General features: G+C 71.4%; 7 protein-coding genes. 4 read left to right on the forward strand and 3 right to left on the reverse strand.

The features are described 5' to 3' along the window. Window positions 1-147: 147 nt before the first annotated feature. Window positions 148-2,025 (forward strand): PE-PGRS family protein, encoded by a 1,878-nt coding sequence (locus WME82_RS14870; RefSeq protein ID WP_438043364.1) that lies wholly within the window; start codon window positions 148-150, stop codon window positions 2,023-2,025. A gap of 66 nt (window positions 2,026-2,091) precedes the next feature. On the opposite strand, the gene WME82_RS14875 is transcribed toward WME82_RS14870, so the two are convergent. After that, window positions 2,092-2,478 carry a KGG domain-containing protein gene (locus tag WME82_RS14875; RefSeq protein WP_437916090.1) on the reverse strand — a complete coding sequence of 129 codons (387 nt, stop codon included), beginning with the start codon at window positions 2,476-2,478 and terminating at the stop codon, window positions 2,092-2,094. A 978-nt stretch (window positions 2,479-3,456) separates the two neighbouring features. Here WME82_RS14875 and WME82_RS14880 point away from each other — a divergent pair. Next, a complete protein-coding gene (locus WME82_RS14880) occupies window positions 3,457-4,482 on the forward strand; it encodes a phosphatase PAP2 family protein (RefSeq protein ID WP_438043365.1) in 1,026 nt (341 codons plus the stop codon). Between the two features lie 132 nt (window positions 4,483-4,614). On the opposite strand, the gene WME82_RS14885 is transcribed toward WME82_RS14880, so the two are convergent. Then, window positions 4,615-6,555, reverse strand: coding sequence for an ABC transporter ATP-binding protein (locus WME82_RS14885; RefSeq protein WP_438043366.1), 1,941 nt, complete (start codon window positions 6,553-6,555; stop codon window positions 4,615-4,617). A 341-nt stretch (window positions 6,556-6,896) separates the two neighbouring features. Here WME82_RS14885 and WME82_RS14890 point away from each other — a divergent pair, with 341 nt between their 5' ends. Together WME82_RS14890 and WME82_RS14895 are read left to right on the forward strand one after the other, a co-directional pair. Beyond that, complete coding sequence (locus tag WME82_RS14890; RefSeq protein ID WP_438043367.1) at window positions 6,897-10,043, forward strand: ATP-binding protein; 3,147 nt, start codon at window positions 6,897-6,899, stop codon at window positions 10,041-10,043. 85 nt (window positions 10,044-10,128) lie between these two features. Further along, a complete protein-coding gene (locus WME82_RS14895) occupies window positions 10,129-10,509 on the forward strand; it encodes a response regulator (RefSeq protein ID WP_437299693.1) in 381 nt (126 codons plus the stop codon). Between the two features lie 69 nt (window positions 10,510-10,578). Here WME82_RS14895 and WME82_RS14900 read toward each other — a convergent pair whose 3' ends face one another. Next, on the reverse strand, window positions 10,579-13,098 hold the full coding sequence (locus tag WME82_RS14900) for a hybrid sensor histidine kinase/response regulator (protein WP_438043368.1): 2,520 nt from the start codon (window positions 13,096-13,098) through the stop codon (window positions 10,579-10,581). Window positions 13,099-13,289 lie beyond the last annotated feature (191 nt).

Below are 13,289 nucleotides of genomic sequence, written 5' to 3' on the forward strand. Positions count from 1 at the left end.
TTGATTCGATCCGCGCGCACGCGTACTTGACGTCCACGACACAGCAGATTGAGGACGTTCGACAGCCCACCGCGAGGGGGTGCCGGACCGGCCTTGGCTCCACCGAGCGCCCGCGGCTCGGGCTCTTCGTCGAGACATGGAGGATGGATGAAAGCGCACTTCGTGACGAACGTGGCTCGGATTGCTCTTCTGACGAGCATGGGACTTCCCCTGGGCTGCAACGGCTGCGACTCGGAGCCTGAGGACGGCGTCACCTCGTCGGCGAGCGGCGTCGGAGGCGCCGGCGGCCAAGGCGGCGAAGGCGGCGTCGCCGGGCAGGGCGGGGCCGGAGGCGGCGGCGGGCAAGGCGGTGAAGGGGGTGCCGGGGGACAAGGCGGGGTTGGAGGCGCCGGCGGCAGCGGTGGCGTCGGAGGCGCCGGCGGCAGCGGTGGCGTCGGAGGCGCCGGCGGCAGCGGTGGCGTCGGAGGCGCCGGCGGCAGCGGTGGCGTCGGAGGCGCCGGCGGCAGCGGTGGAGTCGGAGGCGCGGGGGGGCACGGTGGCGAAACGGGCGCCGGTGCATCAGGTGGGGTGGGGGGCGCAGGCGGCGACGGCGGCGCGGGCGGCAGTGGCGGCAGTGGCGGCGGCGAGCCTCCGGCGTTCCTCGGAGATGCCCTGTGGGGGCTCGGCGCCGGCGAGGCGAAGAACGAGCGAATCGAGGCGATCGCGGCGGATCCGCACGACGACGTCGTCCTGGTCGGCGGCTTCGCGACGGCGATCAACTTCGGTGGCGAGGCGGACGCCCTCGTGAGCGACGGTGGTCTCGACCTCTTCGTCGTGAAGCTCGACGCGGCGGGAAGCCACGTCTGGAGCAGGCGTTTCGGGGGCAAGTCCGATCAGGTCGCGTTCGCGGTGGCCACCGATTCCATCGGCAACGTCGTCGTCGCCGGGGAGTTCGAGGGAACCCTCAACTTCGGCGCGGACGCGAGCACGGAGCTCGTGAGCGCCGGTGGGAAGGACCTCTTCGTCGCCAAGCTCGACGCCGACGGCAACCACCTCTTCAGCAAGCGCTTTGGCGGCGAGCTCGACCAGGGCGCCACGGCCGTGGCCATCACCGAGGCGGGCGAGATCGTCGTCCTCGGCATGGTGGACGGCAGCATCAATTTCAGCGAGGCGCCCGGGACCGCGCTCGAGGGGAGCGGCGGTCCCAACGTCGTCGTGGCGAAGCTCGACGCCGGCGGCGGCCACCTCTGGAGCCGGCGGTTCGGGTCCGCGGAGAGCTGGCAGCGCTTCCGCAGCATCGCGGTCGGCGAGTCGGCCCTCTACGCGGCCGGCGCCTTCGGCGGAAGGCTCGAGATCGACGGCCACGTCGTGGAGAGCGCCGTCGACGGCTCGCGCGACGACGAGCCGATCTACGGCATCGATGGGCTCGTCCTGCGGTTCGATCTCGCATCGGGCAGCCTCGTCTGGGGTCGGTCGCTGGGCGCCGCTGGCGAGCAGTTCGCCAAGTTCATCGGCCTCGGGCTCGGCGGCCATCCGGTCGTGCTCGGCAACTACAGCGCTCCGTTCCGCGTCGGGCCCACGGACATCGAGCGCGCCGCCGTCGGGGATTACGACCTCTACCTGGCCCGGCTCGACGCAGAGACCGGTGAGCCGCTCGCCGCCCGTGGGCTCCCGTCCGCGGGCGACGAGTTCGTCTGGGGCTTCTCGCAGGACCCCTGGGGCAACCACGTGCTGAGCGGTTACTTCACGGAGGCGCTCGAGCTCGGCGGGGCGCCCGTGGAGATCGAGCCCCCCGAGTCGGGCGATGCGTTCGTCGCGAAGCTCAGTCCGGACTTCTCCGAGGAGCTCTGGTCCGACGTCTACCGCGATGGGGTCTTCTGCTTCTCGACGGCCCAGGCCGTCACCGGCAGCGGGAACACCGTTGCCGCTGGCCTCTTCCACGGCGAGCGGATCGAGCTCGGCGGCGGCCTCCCCGCCATCGAGCACAGCGCGCCTGTGGGCGATCTCAGCAACGGCGACGTCTTCCTCGTCACCCTGTCGCCGTGACGGACGATCGGGCGCGCAGGGACCCCCGCGCGCCCGACCACCGGCGGCGATGTGCCGCAGCGCTGCTCAGTTCGTCTCGTGGCGCGGCCCGACGGCGTCGGCGTGCCGTGCGGCGCTGCTGCCCTGCTCGCCCTCGCGCTCGCCCTCCTCCGGCGCGCCGCTCTGTCCGTCGCCGCGCGACTCGCCGCCCTTGCGGCCGATCTGCGCCATGTGTCCGCGGTTCTGGCTCACGGCCGCGCCGCCCTTGCGGCCGATCGCGGCCATGTGCTCGCGATTCTGGCTCACGCTCGCGCCGCCCTTGCGGCCGGCCGCGCGGGCCTCCTCGGAGCTGAACTCGTGGGCCGTGCCCTTCTCGTGCGCGGCCTTGCCGCCCATGCTCGCGATCGCGCGTTGCTGCTTCTGGTCCATCGCCGCGAACCCACGACTGCTGCTCTGACCGTGTTGCTGTGCCATGAGTCGTCTCCTTGGTGTCTGGGCGCATCGCTTCAGCGCCCTCACGGGGCGACCCAGGCGTGGTGCCCTGTGGGATCGTCGCTGAACGATGTCGGCTCCTCCGGGGGACTGCAACGTGAGTGCCATCAAGAGGGATCCATGGCCACGCGACGTGACCGGCGCGGATCCAACGGGGCTTCCGCGGATTCTCGTGAGCGCCCGGGAGCGTCCAGGGTGCGCTCCAGCAGGGTGAGGTGACCGCGATCCTCCGCGCGCGCCCGGGGAAGACGCGGTTTCTGCGCCGACGTGCGCAGCGCCGATCGCGTTGCGTCCAGCGCCGCTCAGCCCGGCCGAGACCGGCGTTCCAGCGGACGCCCCGCCGCGCGGCAGACTGCCCCACCGGTCGTGAGCGCGCGGGCCATCGCGCCTCGTCCGCGCCGCGCGGTCGAAATCCCACGGCGCCCTCTCGTGTGGACGACTCCAGCGCTCGCGACGTCGCCGACGTCACGGCCGCCGGGCCGCGAGGATGAGCTCCGGTGCCCAGCGTGCTTGACGGCGCGCGTTCTCGATCGCCATCGCCGATCCCCCGACCGGCGTTGTCGAGCGCAGCCATCCGGCTGATCCAGGGCGCCGCAGTCGCGCAGATTCTGCGCGTCCGGGAGCCCGGCAGCTCAACCTGGGACGCGACAGCGTCGTGGTGACGCGTAGGCCCTGCGCCGCTGCGTCGCCGCGTTCGCATGCGAGCGGTCCGCCGAGGCGGCGGTTGGGCTGTCGCACGAGCGCAATGCCGGGGGCGTGGAGGCCCCTACCGCTGTCAAGCGGCGCGAAGCGGCCCGTCAAAAACTCGACATCCGTGTGGCCCCCGAGTTGCTCCGCCTGTTGCCTCCCGGTCGCTGGAGCGTCACCGATGTCACGGTGACGCCACGCGCGAACACGTGATACAGAGCGGCCCGGCGTCATCAGCCCATGCGCACCATGCCATCCCTGGAACGTCCCCGAATGCAAGAGAGGCTCACAACGGACTGCGATGAGGTCGCCGGATCCGGCGGGCTGGTCGACGTCGAGCCCGAAGGCGCGCTGTTGAAGGACGCTCTGCGCGGCCTGGTCGGCGTGTTCGCTCTCCACGACGCGATCCTCATCGGCTATCTCGCCTTGACGACGATCTTCTTGCTTGGCGCGCCGCCGACGGAGCTGCGAGCGCAGTGCATGAACCGCAATCTGGCGGGCATCGCCGCCCTGGTGTCCGTCTGCGTGCTCGTGCGCCGCGCCACGTTCCTGGCGCCCTTGCTGCGGAGCGTCCTTTACCGACTCTCGCTCGTCGGCGCCTTCCTCCTCAACTACCTGTCGCTCCGGACCCTCTTGCCGGCGGTCCGGAGCGATAGCGTCGACGCGGAGCTCCTCCACCTCGATCTCCTCCTCTTCCGCGTCGAGCCAGCGCTCTGGATGGAGCGCTTCAACACGCGCCCGATCGTGGAGTGGTTCTCGTTCTTCTATTTCAGCTACTTCTTGATCTGTTTCCTCTCGATGGTGCTGGCGGTATGGGTCGCCCGCCCAGGCCGGGGGACGACGGAGTACGCGGTCGGCTCCACGATCGTCTACTGTGTTGGCCAGCTCGGTTACATGGCGGTCCCTGCGTACGGCCCCATCCAGGCGCTGAGCCACCTCTATCAGGGGCCGCTGGACGGCGGCTTCTTCTGGGGCTGCGTGAGCAGCGTCGTGCAGGCCGGCGGCGCGATGAAGGACGTCTTTCCCTCCCTGCACACGGCCGCTCCGCTCTGGTTCGCCCTGTACACGTTCCACCGCGCCCGCACCGACCGGCGCCTCTTCTGGCTCGCCGTGGTGGCCGCGTTCTTCTCCATGAACATCATCGTCTCCACCATGCTCCTCCGCTGGCACTACGCGGTCGACGTCGTCGCCGGCGCGGTCCTGGCCGTGGGCACGGCGTGGCTCACGCCGCGGCTCGTCCGCTGGGAGGAGGGCCTCCGCGCCCGCATGGGTCAGCCGCAGCCGTGGAGCTTCCGGTAAACGCGCCTCTCCGGCGCTGGCGCGCTCCAGTCCCGCGCGCCTTCGCGTCGGGGGAAGCTGGTCTCAAGGAGCCGGCCTCGGCCTGATCTCGGTGAGCACGAGTGCCCGCGGCCTGCTCGATCGGGCAGCCGCTCAGGCGAGCGGTGCCTCCCACGCTTTCAGCGGAGCACCCCGCGGGAGCTCGTCGGCGCGGTCAGCCGCCGGCTGGAGCCGCGGTGCTTCGTGGACGCGCACCGGTGGCGACTCGATCGCCGGAGGCTCCTCGGCGGCGCTCTCCGGCAGAAATCCGTCCGACTGTTTGCTCCAGAGCCGCTTGTAGGCCCCGTTTCGCGCGAGCAGCTCGGCGTGCGTGCCGTCCTCGATGATCCGGCCGCTCTCGAACACCAGGATGCGGTCGAGGTGGACCACCGTCGAGAGGCGATGGGCGACGACGAGCACCGTCTTCCCCTTCATGACGTCGTCCAGCGTGTCCTGGATGGCCTGCTCGGTGATCGAGTCGAGGCTCGATGTCGCCTCGTCGAGGAGGAGGATCGGCGCGTCCTTCAGGATGACCCGCGCGATGGCGATGCGCTGCCGCTGGCCGCCCGAGAGCTTGACGCCGCGCTCGCCGACCATGGAGTGATACTGGTCCTTCATCTGCACGATGAAATCGTGCGCGTGCGCCTTCCGCGCGGCCTCGACCACCTCTGCGTCGGTCGCGTTCAGCCGGCCATAGCGGATGTTCTCGAGGAGCGTCCGGTGGAAGAGGCTCGGGTCCTGCGGGATCAGGCTGAGCTGCGCGTGGAGCGCGTCCTGCGTCATGTCTCGGATGTCCACGCCGTCGATGAAGATGTGACCGGAGTCGATGTCGTAGAGACGCAGGATGAGGCTGACGAAGGTGGATTTGCCGGAGCCGGAGAAGCCGACGAGCCCGACGCGCTGGCCGCGCGGGATCGTCACGTCGAGGCCCTCGAAGATCGGCTGATCGGGCGTGTACCCGAAGGTCACGCTCCGGAGCTCGATCCGGCCGCGCTCGAGCGTCGGGGCGACGGCCTCGGGGCGGTCGACGAGCTCGTGGGAGCGGACGATGGTGTTCACCCCGTTCGCGACGTTGCCGACGAACTCGAAGAACTCGAGGAAGCGGCGGCTGAGGTTGCGCGCCTCGTTGATGATGAGGAGCGACAGGCTCGTCGCCATGACGAACTCGGCGACGCCGATGTCGCCGCGCTCCCAGAGCCTGAGCGACTGGTAGAGCGTCGCCACCTTGAGCAGCGCGGCGGACGCGAACTGGAACCAGCGCACGCGCTCGGAGTACCAGTTCGATCTGCGCACCGCGCGGAGCTCGTGTTGGAGCTGCTCGTCCAGGTACTCGCGCTCGAAGCCGAACCGGGCGAAGAGCCGCGCGCTCGTGAGGTTCGTGACCGAGTCGACGAGCTTGCCTGTGGTCTCGCTCCGCGCGGACGCGGCGCGCACCGCGTGGGGCTGACACCGGGTCGCGAGCCAGTAGGAGATGCCGACGAACAGCGCCGCCCAGGCCGAGACGACCGCGGCGAGCGCCGGGTGAGCGCGGTAGAGCAGCCCGATCGAGACCGAGAAGACGATGGCGATGGGCCAGAAGTCGAAGAGGATGGCCCACAGGGTCTGCGAGACCCCCATCGACGTCTCGCTGATCCGGTGGGCGAGCGCCCCGGCGAAGTTGTTGCTGAAGTAACGATGGGAGTGGTGCTGGAGGTACGCGTACAGATTGCGGGTCACGTTCTGGCGCTGCCACGGCCCGACGAGGATCTGGCAGAGGCCGGCGATCCGGCTGAACAGGAACTCGCCGGCGATGAGCGCGACGAACAGCGCCAGCGCGTCGCGCAGCCGTCCGCTCAGCGCGGCGCGGCCAGCGCCCGACGCCTGCGTCACCCCCTGGATGACCTGCCCGATGGCGTACGGGATCATGATCCCGCACGAGGCGTGGGCGGACTCGAACACGAACATCGCCAGATACCAGGCGCGGTAACGACCGACGAAGTGAATGATGAACCGGAAGGGCGTGTTTGGGAGCACCGGAGCGCCGGGGGCGCGCTGCAGAGAGGTCTTGGGTTCCACCGAGATTTCCTGGGCGCCCTGCGCGCCCTCATGAGCTGACGGTCATTGCGCGCTCCGCCCTCCAATGCCAAGTGCACTAACCGGGCCAGCTCTGCCTTGGCCGTGACCGTGGAGGAGCGGTGCGAGGGGGCTGCTGCCTCAGCAGCAGCCGGTGGTGATCGGCTGCTGCGGCGCACGCAGGGGTGGTCGTGCGCTCGAACGATCCGGATCCACGCGCGGGGCCCCCGTGGAAGTTCAAGGGGGGTTGCCGCTCGGCCCTTGCGTGGTCGGCGATCTCCACTAAGCGCTTCAGGATGAGCTGTTCTCTGCCTCGAGCAGCCGCGGGCGTGATGCGAGAAGGGATGAAACAGCGGTCGAGCGAGGAACGCGCAGAAGGGCGCGACTTCATCGAATGCCTGGAAGACCTCGCGATCGTGCGACCTGTGGACGACTCCGAAGAACATCTCCTCTGGGACACCGAGCTCCTGAAGCAGGAGCTCGCCCGCGCGAGCCCTGGCCGCGAGTCGGGGCTGATGCGGCTCCTCGCGGCGCGGGTCGCGATGAACAGCTCTTTCCAGTTCTTCGGCCTTCTCGACGCCCACGGTACGAGCTGGGAGTCGAACCACACCTCGACCCGCGGCGCCGGCGTGGAGCGGCGGGAGGTGCACGGCGTGCCCTTCTGGGAGTGCCGCTGGTGGCAGGGCTCGCCGGAGATCCAGGAGCGCCTGAAGGACGCCGTGCGGCGCGCGGCGCGCGGCGAGTTCGTCAGGTACGACGTGGAGGTCCTCGGGGGGAACGAAGGTGAGAAGAGCATCACGATCGATTTCAACCTGAACCCCGTGAAGGATCGGCAGGGCAAGGTCGTCTTCATGATCGCCGAGGGGCGGGACGTCACCGAGCAGCGGCGGCTCGAGCGCGAGGTCGCGCAGCACCGGGACGAGCTCGCGACGCTCGACCGCCTCAAGACGGAGTTCGTGGCCAACGTGAGCCACGAGTTCCGCACCCCGCTCACGCTCATCCTCGGGCGCGTCGAGGACGCGCTGTCGAGCCCGGCGAGGTCGCTCGCGGGCGACGGCCTCGCAGCGGCCCACCGGAGCACGCTCCGGCTCCTCCGGCTCGTGAACACGCTGCTCGATTTCTCCCGCATCGAGGCGGGGCGCCTCCAGACGTCGTTCGCGCCCACCGATCTCGCGCGGCTCACGGCGGAGCTCGCGAGCTCCTTCCGCTCGCTGATCGAGGGCGCGGGCCTGTCGCTCGTCGTGGACTGCCCGCCGCTGCCCGAGCCCGTCTACGTCGACGCGGCGCAATGGGAGAAGGTCGTCATGAACCTCCTCTCGAACGCCTTCAAGTTCACGTTCGAGGGGGAGATCGCGGTCTCGCTGCGCGCTCACCCGGACCACGTCGAGCTGACCGTGCGCGACACCGGCACCGGGATCCCGGCGGAGGAGCTCCCGCGCATCTTCGAGCGGTTCCACCGCGTGCACGGCGCGCGCAGCCGGAGCATCGAGGGCACCGGGATCGGGCTCTCCCTCGTCCAGGAGCTCGTCAAGGCGCACGGGGGCTCGCTGCGCGCCTCGAGCGCGGTGGGGCAGGGGAGCGCGTTCATCGTGGCGATCCCGAGGGGCCGCGCGCACCTTTCGCCGGAGCGCGTGGTCGCCGCCGGGGAGCCGGCGCCCTCGGCGGCGAACGCGAGCCTCCACGTGCTCGAGGCGTCCCAGTGGTCCTCACCCGGGCGCGAAGGAGCGGCGCCAGCGGGCCCGGAGCCGCGCGCCGACGCCGCGCCCGTGCAGGTCGCCCCGGGCGGCGGAGAGGGCCGGATCCTCGTCGCCGACGACAACGCGGACATGCGCGAGTACCTCGTCCACCTGCTCACGCCGAGGTGGAGCGTGGAGGTGGCCTCGGACGGGCGGGCGGCCCTCGAGGCCGCGCTCGCGCGCCCGCCCGACCTCGTGGTGAGCGACGTGATGATGCCCGAGCTCGACGGCGTCGCGCTCCTCCGGGAGCTCCGCGCGGACCCGAGGACGAGCAGCGTCCCTGTGGTGCTCGTGTCCGCCCGGGCGGGGGAGGACGCCGTCGTCGAGGGCCTCGACACGGGGGCGGACGATTACCTGGTGAAGCCGTTCTCGCCGCGCGAGCTCCTCGCCCGCGTCCGGACGCAGATCGAGATGGCGCGGATGCGCCGGCGCGCCGTCGAGGCCGTGGAGCGGGAGCGCGCGCAGGAGCTGCCCCGCTTCCTCGACGCGGCGAGCGTGGTGCTGGCCGAGTCTCTCGACTATTCCACGACGCTCGCGCGGGTGGCGCAGCTCGCGGTGCCTGTCCTCGCCGACTTCTGCGTCGTCGACGCGCTCGACGAGGAGGACGGCACCTTCCGGCGGGTGGGCGTGGCGCACTCGGATCCTTCGCTCGCCGCCGTGGCCGAGGAGGCGAAGCGCTTCGCGCCCAAGCTCGACGGCAACCCGGAGCACCCGCCGACCAAGGTGCTCCTCGAGCAGAGGTCGGTGCTCGTCGAGCACTTCACGGACGAGCAGATGTGCGCCATCGCGCAGAACGACGAGCACCTCCGGGTGATCCGGGCCATCGGGGGGCACTCGTTCATGTGCGTCCCGCTGGCGCGGCGCGGGCGGCTCTTCGGGACGCTGACCTTCATCGTCGTGCGATCCGAGCGCCGGTACAGCCGGGCGGACCTCGCGGCAGCGGAGGAGCTCGGGCGCCGCTGCGCGCTCGCGGTGGACAACGCGCGCCTCTACAGGGACGCGCAGAGCGCGATCGCGCTGCGGGACGAGTTCCTCTCGATCGCCTCCCACGAGCTGAAGACGCCGCTCACCCCGCTCGCGCTGCAGATCCAGACCCTGATGCGCCGCGCGCCCGAGCTGTGCCCCGACAGGGAGCGCCTCCCGTGGCTCATGGACCGGCTCGGGCTCGTTCGCCGGCAGAGCGAGCGGCTGAGGCGGCTCATCGAGAACCTCCTCGACATCTCCCGCATTTCCGCGGGGCGCCTCGCCCTGGAGCTCGAGCAAGTCCGGCTGTCGGACATCGTCCGGCAGGTGGTGTCTCGCTTCCAGGAGGGCGGCGAGATCGCGGAGGCGGGCTCGCGGGTCACCGTGAGCGCGGCGGACGACGCCGCAGGGAGCTGGGATCGGGTGCGGCTCGAGCAGGTCGTCGAAAACCTCGTCTCGAACGCGCTCAAGTATGGTCAGGGAAACCCGATAGAGATCACCGTCGCCTCGGTGGGCTCGATGGCCACGTTGACGATCGCGGACCACGGCATCGGGATCGCGCAGGAGCACATCGGCCGGATCTTCGGGCGGTTCGAGCGCGCCGTGTCGGCGCGGCACTATGGCGGTCTGGGCATGGGGCTCTACATCACGATGCAGGTGGTCGAAGCGCTGGATGGTTCGATCGAGGTGAGCTCTGTCCTGGGAGAGGGCTCGACCTTCAAGGTGACCCTGCCGCTCGCCGGCCCTCGGGCCTCGCGCCGGCAGGGTCTGCCGGGATTCGAGGGCGCCTGAGGCGCCCGGCGCGAGGGGGCCCCGCGGGCCGGCCCGAGGTCGTGGCGCTCTGGTCGCTGTCACCCTGCGGAGGGAGCGAGTGCGCATGACGATGAGCCGTCCCAGCAAGCGCATCCTGATCGTCGATGACGACGCCGCGATCCGCCGGACGTTGAGCGAGCTCCTGGAAGAGGAGGGGTATGCGGTCGCCTGCGCCGCGAACGGGCGCGAGGCCCTCGCATGCCTGCGCGACGACCCCTCGTCCATCGCGCTCGTCCTGCTCGACCTGATGATGCCGGTCATGGATGGGTTCCAGTTTCGCGCCGAGCAGAAGCGCGACCCGACGCTGGCCGCCACGCCCACCGTGGTGATGACCGCGCGCGGCGCGACGGAGCGCGCCGGCATCGACGCGGACGCGATCCTCAGCAAGCCGTTCGACGTGCTGAAGCTGATGGACACCATCGAGCGGAGCTGCCGGAGGGGGTGAGCCGGCGGCGCGCCGCGCCGAGCTGATCGTGCGAGCGGCGCGATGGCGCGATGACGCGCCGCAGGCGACCTAGGAGCCCGCCCTCGAGCCGCACATGGTCGTGAGCACCGCGAGCAGCTCCGCCGGCTCGATGGGCTTCGGGACATGGGTGTTGAACCCTGCTCGCAAGGCGCGCATGCGATCCTCGGTGCGCGCATAGGCGGTGAGCGCGATCGCCGGGGTCCGCCCCCCGCTCGCCGCCGGGAGCGCGCGGATCTTGCGGATCAGCACGTAGCCGTCCTCGCCGGGCATCGCGACGTCGGACACGAGCACGTCGGGCTGCAGCGCCTTCACGGCGAGCAGCGCCTCGGCCGCGGACGACACGGCCGTCACGCGCGCGCCGCACTGCTCGAGCATCGTGACGAGGAGCTCGCGCGTGTCGTCCTCGTCCTCGACCACGAGCACGTTCAGCGCCGCGAGCTCCGGCGGGCGGTCGCTCCCGGCGGAGACGGACGGCAACGGCGCCAGCCGGCGCCCCCGGTCGTGGCTCGGCGGCGCTGCGAGCGGCAGCTGGACGACGAACGTGGCGCCCTGACCCTCCCCGTCGCTCAGCGCGTGGGCCGTGCCGCCGTGCATCTCCACGAGGCTCTTCACGATCGTGAGCCCGAGGCCCAGGCCGCCGTGCTTGCGGGTCGTGCCGCTCTCGGCCTGCCGGAACTGCTCGAACACGTAAGGCAAGAACGCGGGCTCGATGCCCTGGCCGGTGTCGGACACGGTGATCTCGGCGGACCCGCCGGCGCGATCGAGCTGGATGCGCACCACGCCGCCCCGCGGCGTGAACTTCACCGCGTTGTTGAGCAGGTTCCAGACGACCTGCTGCAGCCGGCCCGCGTCGCCCGCGACGGCGCCCACGCCGGGCTCGAGGAGCGACAGGAGCCGCACCCCCTTGGCGTCGGCGGCCGGCCGCACGACCTCGAGGGCGGCGTCGATCACCGGCACGAGCTCGATGGGATGGACGTCCAGCCGGAGCTTGCCGGCCATGATGCGCGAGATGTCGAGCAGATCGTCGATGAGCTGCGCCTGCGCCTGGGCGTTGCGCTCCACCGTCTCCAGCGCCTTGTCGCGGCGCTCCTCGGGGAGCTTGCCGGTGCGCAGCATCCGGACCCAGCCAAGGACCGCCGTGAGCGGCGTGCGGAGCTCGTGGCTCATCGTCGCCAGGAACTCGTCCTTCAGGTGGCTCGCGGCCTCGGCCTCCCGCCGGGCGGACTGCGCCGCGTCGAGCAGGTCTTGCCGCTCCTCCTCCGCGCGCTTTCGCGCCGTGATGTCGAAGAACGAGGAGACGACGCCGGCCACCGAGCCGTCCGCGCCGCGGAGCGGCTGCGCGTTCACCGAGAGCCACAGGACCGAGCCGCCCTGCCGCTCCAGCCCGAGGAGGACGCCCGACTGGGGCGCGCCGGTCCGCAGCGCGATCTGCGAGGGGACCATCTCGAAAGGGAACGTCGAGCCGTCCTCGCGGACGAGCCGGCACGACGGGCCCAGCATCGTGGACCCGACGAGCTGGGCCATGGGCAGGCCCAGGATCCGCTCGGCGCTCGCGTTCGCGGTGCGGATGACGCCGCGCTCGTCCTGGAGCGTAATGCCCTCCTCGAGCGCGCTGATGATCACGCGATAGCGCTCCTCGCTGTCCCGGAGCGCCCGCTCCGCCTCGATCGCGTCGGTCTCGTCGCGGGTGATCAGCACGGCGCCCGCGGGCGAGCCGTCGGCGTGCCTGAGCGGCGATGCCGTCCCGGCGAGGGCGCGGATGGATCCGTCCGGGCGCGTGACGAGCCAGCGCGCGTTCTCGACCTTCTCGCCACGGAGCGCGCGGTGGAGCGGGTCCTCGTCGGGGCGCAGCGGCCGGCCGTCCAGCGCGAGCAGCCCGCGGGTCCGGAGCGCGTCGCGCGCGTCGCTCGCGTACACCCCGTGCTGCCGCTGGGCCTCGCCGTTGCAGATGCGGAGCGCCCCGCGCGCGTCCGCGGCCATGATGCCGTCGCCGCTCTGCTCGATGAGCGCCTGCAGCAGATCGCGCTCCACCGCCGCGATCCGCTCGGCCCGCTCGGCCCGCTCGCGGAGCCGCTTCGAGCGAAGGAGCGCGCCGACGCGCGCCGACAGCGCGGCCGCCGGGCAGGGCTTGACCACGTAGTCGTCGGCGCCCGCGGTGAGCCCCTCGACGAGGTCCTCCTCCTGCCCGGCCACGGTCAGGATGAGGATCGGGAGCCCGACCGTGGCAGCGCGCGACCGCAAGAGGCCACAGATCTCGGTGCCGGACATGCTCGGCATCACCTGGTCGAGCACGAGGACATCCGGCAGATCGCCCCCCGCCATGCGCTCGAGCATCGCGGCGGCGTCCGTGAAGATCTGGACCTCGTACCCTGGCGCGAGGGCGCGCGCGGCCATCTCGGCCTCCAGCAACGAATCGTCGAGGATCCACACCACCCCGCGCTGCGCGTGCTCGCTCGGCGGCGGCTCCATGCCCCCCTCCCGGACGCCTCGCCCCGCGGCCGGCGCCGAGCGCCGGGGCGGGCCGTTCGCATCGCGCGCGACGTCGGCGAGCACGAAGTCCATCGTCATTGGCCGATTCATGGTTCTCCAGGAGCAGGGGCCGTGAGGCATATCGCCACAGGGCGGCGCCTCTCGGGACGGGACGGGACGCGGAGACGTGTTGGTTCCGCAAGCATCTTTACCGCCCAGTCTCATCTGAGGGAGAGCCCGCGACGATGCAAGCCTAATACGATGAAAGGCGCGCCCTGTCGCCCTCTTCT

The organism is Sorangium sp. So ce128 (assembly GCF_051525245.1).
Lineage (GTDB): Bacteria > Myxococcota_A > Polyangia > Polyangiales > Polyangiaceae > Sorangium > Sorangium cellulosum_B.